At 67.5% G+C, this 17027-nt stretch carries 10 protein-coding genes; 6 read left to right on the top strand and 4 right to left on the bottom strand.

Annotated elements, in window-relative coordinates; translation table 11 throughout:
- Nucleotides 1-78: 78 nt before the first annotated feature.
- Together DWV00_RS20175 and DWV00_RS20170 are read left to right on the top strand one after the other, a co-directional pair.
- Nucleotides 79-531: an Lrp/AsnC family transcriptional regulator gene (locus DWV00_RS20175; RefSeq protein WP_115535381.1), complete on the top strand. Its 453-nt coding sequence runs from the start codon at nucleotides 79-81 to the stop codon at nucleotides 529-531.
- A gap of 106 nt (nucleotides 532-637) precedes the next feature.
- A complete protein-coding gene (locus DWV00_RS20170; protein WP_115535380.1) occupies nucleotides 638-853 on the top strand; it encodes a hypothetical protein in 216 nt (71 codons plus the stop codon).
- 80 nt (nucleotides 854-933) lie between these two features.
- Here DWV00_RS20170 and DWV00_RS20165 read toward each other — a convergent pair whose 3' ends face one another.
- Nucleotides 934-3240: an FUSC family protein gene (locus tag DWV00_RS20165; protein WP_115535559.1), complete on the bottom strand. Its 2307-nt coding sequence runs from the start codon at nucleotides 3238-3240 to the stop codon at nucleotides 934-936.
- Nucleotides 3241-3476: 236 nt separating this feature from the next.
- Between DWV00_RS20165 and recC the strand changes: the two genes are divergently transcribed.
- From recC to DWV00_RS20150, 3 genes are read left to right on the top strand one after another with little or no spacing between them, the layout of a single operon-like run.
- On the top strand, nucleotides 3477-6986 hold the full coding sequence (recC, locus tag DWV00_RS20160; RefSeq protein ID WP_115535379.1) for an exodeoxyribonuclease V subunit gamma: 3510 nt from the start codon (nucleotides 3477-3479) through the stop codon (nucleotides 6984-6986).
- Nucleotides 6983-10768, top strand: coding sequence for an exodeoxyribonuclease V subunit beta (gene recB, locus DWV00_RS20155; RefSeq protein ID WP_115535378.1), 3786 nt, complete (start codon nucleotides 6983-6985; stop codon nucleotides 10766-10768). Before recC ends, recB begins: the two co-directional genes overlap by 4 nt.
- 25 nt (nucleotides 10769-10793) lie before the next feature.
- The gene (locus tag DWV00_RS20150; protein ID WP_115535377.1) at nucleotides 10794-13049 is read left to right on the top strand and encodes an AAA family ATPase; all 2256 of its coding nucleotides are present in this window, start codon (nucleotides 10794-10796) and stop codon (nucleotides 13047-13049) included.
- A 101-nt stretch (nucleotides 13050-13150) separates the two neighbouring features.
- On the opposite strand, the gene DWV00_RS20145 is transcribed toward DWV00_RS20150, so the two are convergent.
- On the bottom strand, nucleotides 13151-13666 hold the full coding sequence (locus DWV00_RS20145) for a DUF2867 domain-containing protein (protein WP_115535376.1): 516 nt from the start codon (nucleotides 13664-13666) through the stop codon (nucleotides 13151-13153).
- A gap of 167 nt (nucleotides 13667-13833) precedes the next feature.
- Here DWV00_RS20145 and arfB point away from each other — a divergent pair, with 167 nt between their 5' ends.
- Nucleotides 13834-14238, top strand: coding sequence for an alternative ribosome rescue aminoacyl-tRNA hydrolase ArfB (arfB, locus tag DWV00_RS20140; RefSeq protein ID WP_115535375.1), 405 nt, complete (start codon nucleotides 13834-13836; stop codon nucleotides 14236-14238).
- Nucleotides 14239-14331: 93 nt separating this feature from the next.
- Here arfB and DWV00_RS20135 read toward each other — a convergent pair whose 3' ends face one another.
- Nucleotides 14332-15606, bottom strand: coding sequence for an EAL domain-containing protein (locus DWV00_RS20135; RefSeq protein ID WP_115535374.1), 1275 nt, complete (start codon nucleotides 15604-15606; stop codon nucleotides 14332-14334).
- 363 nt (nucleotides 15607-15969) lie between these two features.
- Nucleotides 15970-16893, bottom strand: coding sequence for a DMT family transporter (locus tag DWV00_RS20130; RefSeq protein ID WP_115535373.1), 924 nt, complete (start codon nucleotides 16891-16893; stop codon nucleotides 15970-15972).
- Nucleotides 16894-17027: the final 134 nt, after the last annotated feature.

Raw genomic sequence — 17027 nt, 5'->3', positions numbered from 1 at the left:
CTCGACGAAGCATTTCCCTATAATTCCACGGTATCGCTACTATGTAGAAAAAATTTCTATCTAGGAATTGAAATGGGAATGGATGCTATCGATCGCAAGCTCGTCGAGTTGCTACAGGCCGACGCGACGTTGCCGATCGCCGAACTTGCCAGCCGGGTCAATCTCTCGCAGACGCCCTGCTGGAAACGTGTTCAGCGGCTCAAGGAAGAGGGCGTGATTCGCGCGCAGGTGGCGCTGTGCGACGCGCGCAAGCTTGGGGTCGGCACGACGGTGTTCGTCGCCGTGCGCACGAACCAACATACGGAGGAATGGGCGCGCCAGTTCGTGCAGGCGGTGCGCGACATTCCGGAGGTGGTTGAAACGTACCGGATGAGCGGCGAAACCGACTATCTGCTGCGTATCGTCGTCTCCGACATCGACGATTACGATCGCGTCTACAAGCAGTTGATCCGGGCCGTGCCGCTGTTCGACGTCAGTTCGAGCTTCGCGATGGAGCAGATCAAGTACTCGACGGCGCTGCCGGTCAGGTGACACAGACGACGCCGGTGACACTCCCCCCGATGCGCGTAGAATGCCGGCTTTCGTCTCACTATTTTTGCCCGGCGGTTCGTCTTTGATGCGCCGCGGGCCCGCACTCATGAACGATCCGCGCCAATCGAAGAAATCCGATCCCACGACCCGCGTCGCCATCCTCATCGTCGTAGTCGTGCTGATCGTGATCGCCACCTTCGTCTACAACGCGATGAAGGGCAAACGCGAGTACGACGAGCAGCATTACGGCGCGCAATCGGCGGCCACGGCCGCGGTAACGAGCGGCGCCGCTGCCGCGAGCGCCACCGGCGCTTCGCAGTAAGCTACTTCGAACCGGCGACCCGGCCCGCCAAGCGGATACCGGCCCGATAACGCGCAGTTGTTCGGCCCGCACGCGGGCCGTCAAGCCTCGGGCAGGTGAATCGCGCCCGCGTCCTTCCTAATGAGGAACGAGGCGGCGAGCATCTGCTTGCATTGGAGCGCGAGCAGCTTCAACTCGCCGATGAACTCGGCCGGCTGCGCGCCGGCGCGCTCGACGTCGACCACCATCGCATCGAGTTCGCGCGTGACCTGCTTGGTCGTCTCTGCCTGGTCGGCGGGTGCCGCGTTGCCCGATTGCGCTTGCGCGAGATTCTCGCGCACCGTCGACAACGCCCGCTGCAATGCCTGCGAGCCGTCCGGCTCGCGCTGAACCATGCCGCGCAGCAGCGGCGCGGCCGCGGTAATGTGGGCGGCCAGCACGTGACTTTGCACGAGCAAGTCGTTCATTTCGGGCACGAACCGCTGCTGGGCCTTGGGTTCGAGCATCATGCGGCGAAACGCCTGCGCCAGATTCGCGAACGCGATATGGACGTTCTTGCGGGCAAGGCGATAACGGAAATCGCGATCGTCGTCGCCGGCTGGGTCGGCGGGTGAACCGCCGGCCCGCGCTGCGGTTGCCGCGCCCGAGGTGCGCTCACCTTCCGTATTCGCCGCACCCGCACCCGTACCCGGCGCGTTGCCCCACCACCAGGCACTCTCGAGATACTGCCGCGTCGCGGCCAGCATTTCCGTGACGAGCTTGCCCATCAGCCTATATTCCCAGTAGGGGAACAGGTGACTCGCCGCGATCGCGAGCGCGCAGCCGATGAAGGTGTCGATCGCCCGCTCGCCGATGATGCGCATGCCGCCCGGCGCGAGCAGGTGGAACAGCAGCAGCACGTACGACGAGGTGAACACGACGCTTCCCGCGTAGTTGAACAGCAGCAGGCTGTAGCTCATCACCATCGACGCGAACATGAAGACGAGCAGCACGACCGGCGACTTCACGAACCAAATCAACGCAAGGCTCGCCGCGCAGCCGATCGCCGTGCCGACGATCCGCTGCGTGTTGCGCTGCTTGGTCAGCGAGTAGCCCGGCTTCATGATGATGAGCGTTGTCATCACGATCCAATAGGCGTTCGTCAGCGGCAGCAAACGCCCGAGCCAGAAGCCGACGGCCACCGCGATCGTCACGCGCAGCGCGTGGCGAAAACTCGGCGACGCCATCGTCAGATTCGAAAAGATCTGCGGCAGCGGCACGCGTCGGCCCGACAGAAACCGCATGAGCGTATGGTCGATGCGCATCTCGGTCTTCACGCTCGGCTTCTCGTTGGCGACGCTCTTTTTCATCTTGTCGATGAGGCGCACCGCGCTCCAGATGCGCCGGAACGTGGCCGATGCCGCCGCGTAAGCCTCGGGGTTGCGCTCGGGCAGATTTTGCTTGCGCATGACCTCGATCTCATACTCGATCGCGCGCATTTCGGCCTTCATGTTCACGCGCGAATCGGGCTTGCGGTTTTGCAGCACGGCCAAGCCGATCTCCTCGAGGTCGCTCGCCGCCTTGCGGATCAGATCGCGGAAGAACAGCATCAAGTCGGCATTGCCGAAAGTACTGCGCATGAGCGGATAGTCGGTGTGCGCGCCGACGAACAGCTCATGCAGATCCACGGTATTGATGAACAGATTGAACAGCGTGACGCGTTGCGCGTCGAGCTTGCCGCGCCGGAGCTTCGGCAAATTGCGCAGGACGATCGCCCGCGCGGCGTCCTGCATTTCGACGGCCGCCGTCTGCTTCTCGACGAGCCGGGTGTAGCACTCGTCGAGGTTCGCGTCGACATCGTAGAAATCGGCGCGAGCGAGCAGGTATTCGGCGCTGGCGAAGACGTTTTCGGCCAATGCCTGCTGTTCGATCCGGTGCGCCTGCCACTGCGAGATCAGCGTCGCCCAGTAGGTGTACCAGAGCCCGCCCAGCAAAATCCAGCTCGCGTTGATCAGCGCCTGCAGCGGCGTGAAATGCTCCTCGAGCGTCATCACCATCATGAACAGCGTGGCAAAGCTGATTTGCGGCCAGCGGTTGCCGTAGACGACGGCCAGCGACAGCACGAACGTCAGCGCGACGACGACGGCCCATAGCGCGAAGACGTTGAACGTCGCCAGTCCCGTCGCCAGCGCGGAGAGGAAGCCGAGGACGCTGCATACGAGCATTTCGTTGTGCTTGTATTTGAGCGGGCCGGGCATGTCGACGACGCAGGCGCCGAGCGCGCCCGTCGCGATCGTGAAGCCGAGGTCGGCCTTGTGAAACACGACCAGGCACAGGACTGCCGGCAGCGACACGCCGATGGCCGAACGCAGTCCACCGAAAAAATATTGGCTGTAGAGAAATTTTTCGATTTCTTTCGAGTAGCGCATCGATCTCGCGGCGGGCAGCGGGAAGGGCCAGATGGGGTTCGCGTGGAGTCTATCGTATTTCATGCGCGCCGGGCACGGCCGCCTGGGCTCGCCTTGCACCAGAGGCGAGCGCGAGAGGCGAGTGTGCCGCCGTGCCACCGCAAAGCGGATCCGGCGGCCCATGCCTTTGCTATGCTGACGCTTTTGCCGCCCGCCTCGCGCGCGAGTGTCGGGCGCGCGCTCCACGCCAAGGGTTCATGCTCCAGCTTTTCTATTCGAATCGGTACGAAACGCTCGTTCAAGCGCTCGTCGACGATCTCGCCGCCATGCCCGCCGATCCGTGGACGAGCGAGCAGATCGTCGTGCCGAGCGCGGCCGTGCGCCGCCGGCTCGAACTCGAACTCGCCGCGCGCCGCGGCATTTGCGCGAACGTCGATTTCGATTACCTTGCCCAGTGGCTCTGGAAGCAGATCGGCGGCGTCATCGACGTGCCCCAGCATTCGCCGCTCGGGGCCGAGCGTCTCGCTTGGCGCTGTTACCGGCTGTTCGCGCGAAGCCCACAAGGGGCGGACGGCGCGCTTGACGACGAATCGGCGGGCTCGGCCGCGTGGCTCGATTCGCCGCGCCTGCGCAGCTATCTCGAGGCGGCCGACGCGCCGATGCGCTACGAGTTGGCGCGGCGCGTGGCGACCGTCTTCGACCACTACCTGACGTACCGCCCCGAATGGCTCGCGCGTTGGCAGCGCGGGCAGTCGATCTTCGAGGCCGGCCCCGGCGGTGTCGCGCCGTCGCGCGTCGCGAAGGCGACGGCCGCCGCGCGCGAAGACGAGCGCTGGCAGGCGGGGCTCTGGCGCGCGGTGCTGGCCGAACTTGCGCAGGCGAACGGGACGGCCGACGCCACGCCGCCCGCTCACCGCTTCCTGGAACTCGTCCGCACGCTCGATCTCGACGCGGTGATGCGCGCGCGTTGGCCCGAGTCCGTCAGCGTATTCGCGTTGCCGACGATCGCGCCGCTTTATATTGCGCTGCTGCGCGAACTGTCGCGCTGGATCGACGTGCGGCTGTACGTGATGAACCCGTGCCGCCAGTTTTGGTTCGACATCGTCACCGAAAAGACGGCGCTTGCGCTCGACGCGGCCGACTCGCTCGATTTTCACGAAGTTGGGCATCCGCTGCTCGCCGAGTGGGGGAGGCAAACGCAGGCGCAACTGCATCTGCTGCATGAATTGACGGAAGGCGCGGCATCGGGCGAGGCGACGCGTTTCGCCGAGAACGAGGCGCCGAACTGGCTCGCTCGCGTGCAGAACGCCATGCTGGATTTGGTGCCGGAGGGGTCCGGCGGCGACGGCGACGGCGATGGAGGTGCCGATGCCGACGGGTACGCGGATGCGGAGGATGTCACGGCTGAGCTTGAAAGCGCACGCGGCATCGAGGTTCACGCGTGCCATAGCTTGTCGCGCCAGCTTGAAGTGCTGCATGACCGGCTCCTCGGCTGGTTCGACGATGCCCGCGCGACGAGCGGCGACGCGCTGCCTGGGCTGCGTCCGTCCGACGTGCTCGTCGTCTGTCCGGACCTCGCGGCGGCCGCGCCGCTGATCGACGCTGTGTTCGGCACGACGCAGGGCGACGAACGCGGCCGCATTCCCTATCGGATCACGGGCCTGCCGCCGTCGCAGGCCAATCCGATCGCGCGCGTGCTGCTCGATTGGCTCGCGCTCGCCGATCGTGGCGTGACGGCGCCCGAACTCGTCGAATGGCTGCGTGTCGATGCGGTTGCGGTGCGCTACGGCATCGATGCCGTGGCGCTCGACACGGTGCAGGGATGGTTGGCCGCGGCCGGCGCGCGGCGCGGCCTCGCGAACGAGGCGCCGGCGGGTGGCGACGAGCGTGCCGCGCATGCCTTGACGGGCGCGCGCCATACCTTCGCCGATGCGCTGACGCGGCTCTTCCTCGGCTATGCGATGCCCGACGACGGCGAGCCCGTCGATGCTTGGTTGCCCGTTGCCGGCGCGCGCGGCGCCGATGCCGAACTGCTCGGGCGTCTCGCGCGCTTCGTCGACGACCTATACGGCTTCGTCCGGCGATCGCGCGAAGCGCTGACTTGCGACGCGTGGAGCGCGCTGTTGGCCGATGCGCTCGCGCGCCTATTCGATGCGGCGCCCCCGTTCGCCGATTCACTCGCCGGCGTGCGCGACGCCGTCGAGAAAGCCCTCGATGCGATGCGCGACGGTGCCCGCGACGAGCAGGCGCCGGCCGCGGTCGTGCGGGCCGCGTTGACGGTCGCACTCGATGATGCGGCGCACGGCGGTGTGCCGTGGGGCGGCGTGACGTTCTCGTCGCTGACGAGTTTGCGCGGCTTGCCGTACCGCGCGATCTGCTTGATTGGCATGGACGATGGTGTCTTGCCGAGCCTCGCGCGCGCCGACGAGTTCGACTTGATGGCCGCGATGCCGCAGCTGGGCGACCGCCAGCGCCGTGCCGACGAACGCAATCTCTTCCTCGATCTGCTGCTGGCCGCGCGCGAGCGCTTCTTCATCGGCTACACGGGGCGCAGCATCCGCGACAACGCGCCGCTGCCGCCGGCCTCGCTCGTCGACGAATTGCTCGATCACCTCGCGCGCGCGAAGGCGGGCGCGGACGCGGCGCCCGCCGAAATCGAGGCCGCGCGCGCCTCGTTCGTCGTCGAACATCCGTTGCAGCCGTTTTCGGCGGCCTATTTCAACGGCACACGTCCGTTGTTCTCGTACGACGCCGAGCGCGCCCGTCTGGCGCGGCAATTGGCCGCCAATGCCGAGCCCGTGACCGCGCCGTTCTTCGCGGCTCCGCTGCCGCCCGAAGCAGCCGAGCCCGTTTCGTTCGCCGATTTTCAGCGCTTCTGGCAGCACCCCGCGCGCGCGTTGCTACGCGAGCGGCTCGGTGTCGTGCTCGAGAAGTCGCAAGGCGAACTGCTCGAAGTCGAACCGTTCGAACTCGACTACGCGGGGCGCGATGCGCTCGCCGATCGATTGCTGCCGCGGCTAATCGATCGCGACGACGACGAGTCGCGCGCTCGTGCATGGCGAATCGCGCAAGCGAGCCCCGAACTGCCTGCCGGCGCGACGGGCGATGTGCTCAAACGCCGCGAACTCGGCGCGCTGGGCCGGCTGGCCGGTGACGTGCGCACGGCCCTCGCGGCGGGCGCGGCCCGCTTGCCGTTCGCACTGCAAGTGTCTGCCCGCTGGCCGGATACCGGCGGCGTCGCGCTCTTCGGCGAGCACGACGCGGCCCTGCGCGAGGCGCTGCTCAACGCGGCGCCCGTGCAGCTGCAAGGGACGTTGAGCCGCGTGACCGATGCGGGTCAGGTGCTCTATCGCTACGCGAGCCCGAATGCGCGCGAATATCTGAACGCTTGGCTCGCTCATCTCGCGTACTGTGCGGCGCAGCCCGACGGGCCCTGCCGCACGGTGTGGTACGGCGCAACCGATCGTTTCGCGTTCTCGCGTGTCGATGAGCCGCTCGAACATCTCGCACTGCTCGTTGCGCTGTTCGTCGCCGGGCGCCGGTTGCCGTTGCGGTTTTTTCCACGCAGTGCGTGGGCCAAAGCGAACGGCGGCGATTCGGAAGCGCTCGGTGTTTGGATCAGCGACCGCGTGCGCGGCGAGTCCGACGACCCCGCACTGACGATCGCCTGGCGCGGCCTCGACCTGACGCTCGACGAACCGTTCGGTGCGCTGGCGGGCATCGTCTTCGAGCCGTTGATCGCGCATTTGACCGGAGCCGAAGCATGAGCGTGCACGATCGCGCCTACGCGCTGCCGCCTCAGCCGCTCGACGTCTTTACCTGCGTGCTGACCGGCGTCAATCAGATCGAGGCGTCGGCCGGTACCGGCAAGACCTGGAATATCTGCGCGCTCTACGTGCGGCTGCTGCTCGAACGCGATTTGAACGCGGATCAAATTCTGGTCGTGACGTTCACGAAGGCGGCCACGGCCGAGTTGCACGAGCGGATTCGCGGCCGGCTGGCCGAGCTCGCCCGCGCAATCGAGATCGACGACGACGGCGGCGACCCGTTCGTCGCGCAGTTGCTCGACACGACGCTCGGACCCGACGGGCTCGACCGCGAGCTGGCCGGCAAGCGCATTCGGCGCGCGCTGTCGACGTTCGATCAGGCGGCCATTCACACGATCCACGCGTTTTGCCAGCGCGCGTTGCAAGAGGCGCCGTTCGCCGCCGCCATGCCGTTCGCGTTCGAGATGGAAGCCGACGACGCGTCGCTGCGTTTCGAATTGGCCGCTCAGTTTTGGCGCGAGCGCATCGAGCCGGTCGCGGCCACCTATCCGGCCTTCGCGGCGTGGCTCGTCGCACGCGGTGCGAGCCCGTTGGAACTCGATGCGCAACTCGCGCGGCGCCTGAAAAAGCCGCTCGCGCAGTTGCGCTGGGGGACGTCGGGAACGACGCCCCCCACGCTCGAACGGGAGAGGAATGACGATGCGCGCGCGCGGTTCGATGCCGCCGGCGCGCTGTGGCACGCCGAGCGCGAGTCGATCGAGCGTGTGCTCGACGATGCGCAAGCCGCGCTCAAACAGACGACGCACAAGCGCGAAGCCGTGCGCGCGGCGCTCGATGCGTGGGGCAGGTATTTCGCCGAAGGCGACTGCCACGCGGCGCCGCCGCGCGAGGCGGCGAAGCTGACCGCGACGGCGCTCGCGAAGGCCACCAAAGTTAAATTCGAGCCGCCCGAGCATCCGTTTTTCGAACTGGCCGACGCACTCGCTTCAGCCGCCGAAGCTGCGGAGGCCGGGCATCGGACGCGCTGGCTCGCCTTGCTCGCGATGTGGCTCGACGGCGCGCCGCAGGCCCTTTCGGCGATGAAGCGCACGCGCCGGCTCGCGTCCTTCGACGATCTGCTGTCGAACCTGCACGGCGCGCTGACCGCCCACCCGTGGCTGGCCGACACGCTGCGAGCGCGATACCCGGCCGCGCTCATCGACGAATTCCAAGACACGGACCCGCTGCAGTTCGCCATTTTCGAGCGCATCTTCGCGGGGCCGGGCAGCGACGGCGAGGCTGGTCCGCTATTCCTGGTCGGCGATCCGAAGCAGGCGATCTACAGCTTCCGCGCCGCCGATCTGCACACGTACCTGGCCGCGCGGCATGCGGCCACGGCGCGCTACACGCTGGCGGTCAACCAGCGTTCGACGGCGCCGCTCGTCGCCGCGTGCAATCGGATCTTCGGCGCGAACCCGCGTGCGTTCGTGCTCGATGGGCTCGACTACACGCCCGTTGCGGCGGCCGGGCGCGCTCGCGCGCCGCTGATCGACGAGACCGATCCCGCCCGCGAGCGGGACGCGGACGGCGCGTTGCGCGTCTGGATGCTGCCGTCGGGCGAGGCGACGCTGATCAAGCGCGAGGCGCAGAGACAGGCAGCGGAGGCGTGCGGGCAGGAGATCGTTCGCCTGCTGCGTGGTGCGCGCGAAGGCGGCGTTGCGCTCGGGGCTCAGGCGCTGGCGCCGGCCGACATCGCCGTGCTCGTTCGCACGCACAAGCAGGGCAGCTTGATGAAGCGCGTGCTCGCGGCGTGGGGCGTGGGCAGTGTCGAACTCGCGCAGTCGTCGGTGTTCGCGACGCTCGATGCCGAGCAGCTCGAACGCGTGCTCGCGGCCGTCGACGCGCCCGGCGACTTGCGGCGTTTGCGGGCGGCGCTCGCGGCCGATTGGTTCGGCCTCGATGCGCAGGCGCTCGCGCGGCTCGCGCAGCTCGCCGACGCGCCCGCGCTGGCGCATGCCGACGAGGCGACGGCTTGGGTCGAGCGATTCTCGCGCTACCGGTCGCTATGGCTCGACCGCGGCTTTGCGACGATGTGGCGAACGATGATGCGCGAACTCGGCATCGGCGAGCGCCTCATTGCGGGGCGGGAAGGCGAGCGGCGGCTCACCGACGTCAATCATCTGGCCGAGCTCGCGGGGGCGCGCTCGGCCGTGCACCCCGGCATCGCGCCGACCTTGCGCTGGCTCGCGGCCGAGCGCGCGCGAGGCGGCGGCGAGGACGCGCAGTTGCGGCTCGAATCGGACCGCGATCTCGTGCAGATCGTCACCGTCCACAAATCGAAAGGGCTCGAATATGCCGTCGTCTTCTGTCCGTTCTTGGGCGACGGCGCGCGCATGACCGGGGTGGGCACCGGCTTGCCCGACGCGAGCGAGTATCACGAAGATGCACAGGCGGGCGCGCGTGCCGTGCTTCACTACGGCTGCGAAGGCGCCGATGCCGATCGCGCCGAGGCCGAAGCCGCGCGCGAGGAGGCGGCCGAGCGTGCTCGGCTCGTCTATGTTGCGCTGACGCGTGCCGTGCATCGCTGCTACCTCGTCGCCGGCGCGTATCTCTCGTCGCGTTCGACGAAGGAGTCGCGCCGCAGTGTGCTCAATTGGCTCGTTGCCGGCGACGGCCGTCCGTTCGAAACTTGGGCCGACGATCCTCCGGCCGACGACGCGATCGAGGCGGCATGGGCGGGGCTGGCCGACGATACGATCGCACGCGCGCCGCTGCCGTCGCCGGCCCGGCGCGTCCCGCTCGCGCGCGAGGCCGCGCTCGGCAGCAAGCTCGCGGCGCGCACGATGGGCCGCACGCTGACCGAGACTTGGCGTATCGCGAGCTTCAGCTCGCTCGCGGCCGCCGGTGCGAGGCACGCGAGCGTGACCGTGGACGACGAGCCGAGGCCCGATCACGATGCACTCGCCGCCGCTCGGCAAGAGGCAGCGGCTGCTGCCGATCCGGTGTGGCTACCGGAACCGACGCTGCCGGTGCCGGCGCCGACGCCGGAAGCACTGCTCGCGGCCGACGACATTCTGGCGTTTCCGCGCGGGGCGGCAGCCGGCGAGTGTCTGCACCGGATGTTCGAATTGGCGGACTTCTCCGACCCGTCGACGTGGCCGGGCGCCATCGCGGACGCGCTCGTCGAGCGGCCCGTCGCCACCGATGCCGACACGGCCGCGCGCCTGCCGGCGATGATGGCGCATCTGATTGCCGACGTCACGGCGACGGAGGTGGCGCCCGGCATGACGCTCGCGGCACTCGATCCCACGCGCAGGTTGACCGAATGGCCATTTCTGTTCGCCTCGCCGTCGCTCGAACTGCCTGCATTGCGCGGCTTGCTCGCGCGTCACGGATATGCGGACGTGGCATTGGAGGCAGGGACGCTCTCCGGCTACGTGAAGGGGTTCATCGACATGGTGGTCGAGCATGAGGGCCGGTTTTGGATCATCGATTGGAAGTCGAATCATCTTGGTACGAGTCCCGCGGAGTACGGCGCGGCCGCGCTCGAAGCCGCGATGGCGCACCATGCCTACCATCTGCAGGCACTGCTTTACCTGGTCGCGGTGCACCGCTACTTGAAGGCGCGCCGCCCGAGCTACGACTACGACGCGCACATCGGCGGCTACAGCTACTTGTTCGTTCGCGGCGTGCGGCCGTCCTGGCGCGACGGGGCGGTTCCGGCCGGAGTGCATGCGCGCCGGCCGGCGCGCGAGTTGATCGAGGCGCTCGATGCGCTGATGAGCGGGGAGCGGACATCATGACGGCTATTTGTCTGCGGAGGCTCGCATGAGCGCGGCGACGCAACCCTCGCGGCCGGTCCGGGCGCGCGCGAACGGCGACTTCGGAATGGCGCTGGCCGAAGGCTTCGCACGCCGCATCGGTGCCTTGGCGCAGCGCTTGGGCGCCGGTCCCGCCGCCGCGGCTTGGGCGCGCCGCGCCGCGTTCGCGGCCAGCCGCGCGACGGGCGCGGGCCACGTTTGTGTCTCGCTTGCGCGACTGGCCGACCGTTATGGCGAAACGCTCGATGCCGCCGCCGCGGCGCTGCGCGCGAGCGGGGTCGTCTCGGACGAGTCGGAGGACGCGGCAGCGTTGAAGCCGCTCGTCGTCGATGCCGACGGCCGGCTTTACCTTGCGCGCTACTACGACGACGAGCGGCGGCTGGCCGCCGCGGTCGTCGGACATGCCGCGACGAGCGCGCGCGGCGCGGCGAGTACGCTCGCCGCCGATGCGGCCGCGTCGGCGGCGCGCCTTGCGCGTTTTTTCGGGCCGCCTAATGGCAGCGAAGTCGACTGGCAGCGCGCGGCCGCGGCGTTGTCGTTGTCGAGCAGGGTGACCGTCGTGAGCGGCGGGCCGGGCACGGGCAAGACGACGACCGTCGTCGGCATACTGGCTTGTCTGCTCGATGCGCAACCCGCGTTGACGATCGCACTTGCCGCGCCGACCGGCAAGGCCGCGCAGCGAATGCAGGAGGCGCTGCTCGCGCGCGCGGCGAGCTTGCCCGGCGAGATCGCGGCACGGTTGCCGCGCACGTCGCAGACGCTCCACCGCCTGCTCGGGCTCAGTCAAGGGATGCGCGCGCGCTACGGGCCCGACAATCCGCTGCCGTACGACGTACTCATCGTCGACGAAGCATCGATGATCGACGTTGCGCTGGCCGCACAGTTGTTCGACGCGCTCGCTCCCGAGACGCGGCTCGTGCTGCTCGGCGACAAGGATCAGCTCGCGGCCGTCGAAGCGGGGGCCGTGTTTGCCGAACTCAGCGCGCGTCCGTCGTTCAGCGAGGCCGGCATCGCCCGCATCGCCGAGGCGACCGGTGTCGATGCGGCGCGTGTTCAAGCAGCGTTGCCTCGCCCGGATCGGGAGGCTTACGCGAGCGCCGATCCGTTGGCGCTCGAACCGCTGTCGGCGGATGACGACATGTACCCGTTGTTCGATGACCTTGAACCGCCGGAAGCGATTGCTTCGATCGACGACGGTTGGGCGTGGACGGGGCTCGACGAACCCGACGCCGAGTACGCCGGCGATGGATCGCGGCTTCAGACGCAGCGTCAGCTTCAGACTCAGCGCGACGATCTTTCTTTCATGGCGCGGGGAGCAGGGGCGGGCGACGACCCGCATCCGAGCCGAGCGACGCGCGCGAAGGCAAGGGACGACGTTTCACCCGAAAGCGTGCCGCTCGTCGATTGCGTGGTCTGGCTCGAGCGCAACTATCGCTTCGGACTCGACTCCGCGATCGGCCGTTTGTCGCTGGCGATTCGGCGCGGCGATGTCGAGGCCGCGCTTGGTGCGCTTGGTGCGAGCAGGCCGGCCGAGCCCGACCTGTTCGGCGCGTATCACCATGACGACGGTGCGGCGGGCCATGACGTGCCTGCTGTGCTCGACGAAGACGCAGGCTCATCGTTGGCTCCCCGCACCCTCGAGCGTTTGGGGCAGGGCTTCGGCCCGTACGTCCACGCGCTGACGACCGCGCTCGCTCAGCATGAACCCGATTGCGTGCCGCTCTTCGACGCCTTGAATGCTTTCCGCATCCTTTGTGCGATGCGGCTAGGCGCGCGCGGTGTCGAGGCGCTGAACGCGCAAATGGCCGACCATGTGCGCCGGGCTGCGCGCGTGCCTCTCATCGTCGGCACGAACTGGTTCGCCGGGCGGCCGGTGATGGTGGCGCGCAACGACTACGCGCTGGGCCTGTTCAATGGCGACATCGGCATTGCACTGCCCACGCGCGAAGGGCAACTGCGCGTGTACTTCCGCACGGCCGACGGCGGCGTGCGGGCCGTGACGCCGGCTGCGCTGCCGCCGCACGATACGGCGTTCGCGCTGACGGTTCATAAGTCGCAGGGCTCCGAGTTCGATCATGCGGCGCTCGTGTTGCCCGCTTCGGAGAGCCGTGTGCTCGCGCGCGAACTTGTCTACACGGCGATCACGCGCGCCCGTAAGACCGTGCGGATCGTCGGCGCGCGCGAGGTGCTTGCACAAGCCATCGCCACGCCGACGCGGCGCGATTCGGGGTTGTTCGCGCGCATGCGGGAGGTCGCGCTATGACAATCACGAAGCCTGTTCCCGTGTCACTGGCTCACTAGTCGCCGCAAAGGCGCGGGTGCCAACCCTGGACGGCTAGCCCACGGCTGCGCTTTCCGCTGGATCTACCTGGCGTGCGGAGACGCATAGTCGCCCCGAGTGAGCGCCGCCTGCAGCAGCGAGCGGGACAGGAGCTTATGAAACGGCATGATGACCGACAAGTAGACTCGTCCAAGCAGATGATTGATCTTAACCAACGTTGAAATTGTCACTTCCGATCCCGTTTGGCTCGGTTGAATACCAATCCAGATCCGAAAATCCAGATGCTTGTCGTCGCCACCGACGACGATCTCAGTGCTCGTACTCGAAATGATCGGAAACACGTCGATTTTCCCCAGCCCGCGATCTCGAAAATCAACGCTGGCCCGCAATCCGAACGGCGCCACGATTCGGTTGCGCAAGGCCATCAGTCCTTTGACCATGTCCGGCGGATCGGCGAACACGGCGCGCGCGGCTTGCTCGGCGTCGACGTAGGTTCGATCTGCCTGACCGGAATAGGCGTCGGCGAAATCGATGTGCGACAATCCGGACGCACGAATTGCCGCCCCCGGCGTGGGAATCAGGAAGACTTTGTTTGCCATGCGTCACCTCTGAAAATGGGGTGCGGCGAGCGTTGATCGCCCCTGCTTTCGTGGAAGCCGGTTGGCTTAGGTCAGGCCGTCATGCAAGCCGGATCGGCAAGTTGCCGAGTAGTTTGCCTCGGCTTCGGCCGGCGGTATATACCCGATGGGCGCCAGCAGGAGCCAAGATGACATTGCGGTACCAGGTACTACCCGAAGAAGTCGAGTTGACGGCCGTGCGCGCGCAAGGCGCCGGCGGCCAGAACGTCAACAAAGTATCGAGCGCGATTCATCTGCGCTTCGACATCCGCGCCTCCTCGCTGCCCGATGCGTTGAAAATGCGCCTGCTCGCGCTCGAAGATCGCCGCATCACGCGCGAGGGTGTCGTCGTCATCAAGGCCCAGGAATATCGGACGCAGGAAATGAATCGGACGGCGGCGCTCGCGCGGCTCGACGAATTGATCGCGAGCGTCAGCGTCACGCGCCGTCCCCGGATCCCGACGCGGCCGACGCGTGCGTCGACGGCGCGGCGCCTCGACAGCAAGACGCGCAGATCGAGCGTGAAAGCGGGGCGTGGCCGCGTCGTCGAATAACGATGGGGATCGAGGGAATACGGCAAATACCGCAAATACCGCGAATGCGGAGGCCAGAGGAGATAGGCCGCCGCCGGCCGCCTTCGCCGTCGACTACTCGGCGCCTCTGTCCGGCACGTGCACGCTAGCGACGAAGTCGACGCAAAACACCTCCAGCTCGCCGCCTCGCTCGATGGTGACGGCGGCCGTATAGCAGTCCTTGCCGTCGGTCAGCGAGTAGTGCGGCCCCATGACGGCGACGCGTCCCGGCGCGGCCATTGCGCGCTTGAAATAGGCGCGCCGCGACCAATTGCTCGCGGAGTCGGGAAAGAGCGGGGCGAGGCGTGCCGATTGCGCCTGCGGCTCGGCGGCGATCGACGGTTGCCCCTGATCGCCGTGCCGATCGACGACGAACACGCGCCGCGCCCAAGCGCTGCGGAACGTGCGCTGCGCGGCCAGCGCGAGATCGTCGGTGGCTTTGTAGGCATTCGCGCCGCCGAGCACGGCCTCTTCGACGCTCCCGAATTCGACGGGCATGCCGGGCAAGCCGACCGAAGACTCGCGAAAGCGCCGCCACATCGAGTCGATCCGGGCGGGCGCCTCCTCGCTGGCGGCTTCGATCGAAGCATGCGGGCGCCCGAGCCAGTAGCCTTGAACGAAGTCGACGTCGGCCTCCATCAGCGTCATCAACTCGTCCTCCGATTCGACGCCTTCCCCGAGCACCATCGTGCCCGCCCGGTGGAGCATCGTCACGAGCTGCGTGGCGAACTGGTGGTCGGCGGTCGGCGAGGCGATGCGGGAGATGAGCGAGCGGTCGAGCTTGACGATGTCGGGCCGCACGCGCCAGATCCGATCGAAGTTCGAAAACCCCGTGCCGAAATCGTCGATGGCGATCAGGAGATCGCGTTGGCGCATCGTTTCGACCATGCGGTCGAAGCTCGATTCATCGCTGCTCGGCTGTTCGATGATCTCGACGACTAGGCGATGATGCGGGATGCCGAAGTAGTCGCACAATTCGTCGGTGAACGCTCGATGATTGGGGCCGACGCGCAGCAATAGCGGCAATGCGTTGACGAAGAGCCAGCCGGTTTCGGCGCCTTGCTCGGCGAAGTTCGCGAAATGCACGCAGCGTGCGAGCCGTTCCAACGCGAGCGCGGGGCCCGTCGCCTTGGCACGCGCGAACAGCTGATCGGGTGCGATGACTTGCCCGCCCGCATGCGTGGCCCGCAGCAGCGCCTCATACCCGACGATGCGCTTGTGCGTGATCGAAACGATGGGCTGAAAGGCGCTGCGCAGCGTCACGCCCTGATAGACGATATGCCAGCCGCCCGAATCGCGGGTGAGATGCGGCAGGATGCCCGCGAGTGTCAGGTCGCGTTTGGACGACATGGCAAGCGATGCACGGCCACGTGCCGTGGCCGCATGCGGCGGGCGCCGTGCCAGCCGGGGAAAGAGATCATGCCGGCCGCGCACGACGAGCCGCTCGACCGGCAGCGAACGAAAAGACCTAGCATGTCGAACGTAGTCCATATGACGAATGGGCAGTTTAACGCAGTGTGGGCAGAAGAATACGAGCCCAGCGTAGAACCACGCCCGGAGGCGCCAACGTTCGGTGACAGACGATCGAGGGGAAATGCGCGCGCTCACGCGCGCCGGGTGTGGGGCGCCGTACTTTGGTCGGGGGAAAGGCGGGCGGCGGGTGGGGGTTTCCCCGATGCGGCCGGCGCACCCGCCAGGCGCGGTTAAGCGCGCTTAAGCCTGACGCTGCCGCAGGCCGGGGATGCGCTTGATGACGCCGGTGGCGAGCGCGGTGCCGACGAGGACGATCGCGCAGCCCTCTAGCATGCCGGCATTGACCTGCTCGTTCAGGAACAAGGCGCCCCAAAGGATGCCGAAGACGGGGATCACGAACGTGACCGTGATCGCGCGCGCCGGCCCGGCGACGGTGATCAGATGGAAGAAGATCAGATAGGCGATGCCCGTGCAGGCCACGCCCAGGGCCAGCACGGCGCCCCACGCGTGCAGCGACACGGGGGCCGCCGGCCAGGTGGCGATCGCGAACGGAATCAGCACGAGGCTGCCGCCGATCATGCTGCCGGTGGCGATCGTCATCGAATCGACGCCGGTGAGGTACCGCTTCGTGAAATTGGCGGCGATGCCGTAAAGAAGCGCCGCGCTGAGGGCCGCGAGCGCGGCCAGCGCGGTGGCGGTGGCCGACGGGGCGAGGGCGCCGTGCGGAGCCGCGATTTGCCCCCAGACGAGCGACACCACGCCCGAAAAGCCGATGAACATGCCGAGCGTGCGCAGGGGCGTCAGCCGATCCTTGAGCCAGACGAAGGCCACGACCGCGCCCCACAGCGGCGTCGTGGCGTTGATGACGGATGTGAGACCGGCGGTCAACGTCAGTTCGGCAAACGCGAAGAGGCAGAACGGCGCGGCCGAGTTGAGCACGCCAACCACGAGGAGCGGCAGTGCCCTGGAACGCAACGTGGCGAGCGATGCGCGCGGCGTGCCGCGCAGCGCGAGCATGATCGCCAGAACGATAGCGCCGATCGACACGCGCAGCGCCATCAGCGGCGCCACCCCGAAGTCGGCGACGCCTACGCGAATGAATAGGAAGGACGCGCCCCACAATGCGGCGAGCACGAGCAATTGGACGGCGTGGCTAGGTTTCATGAGGGTCTCGAGGCGGATGCCTATATCGTTTTGGCGTTTTAGCGGCTTGTTTTGAGTAGCCGAACCGCATGCTATCACCGACTGATCGGGCGATATTTCAGCGCGAGATGAAACAGCAAGAATCGACAACAATC

This window comes from Trinickia dinghuensis (genome assembly GCF_003367175.1).
Classification (GTDB): Bacteria; Pseudomonadota; Gammaproteobacteria; order Burkholderiales; family Burkholderiaceae; genus Trinickia; species Trinickia dinghuensis.
Note: the sequence above shows the minus strand (reverse complement) of the source record. Positions and strands in the feature narration are given on the sequence as shown.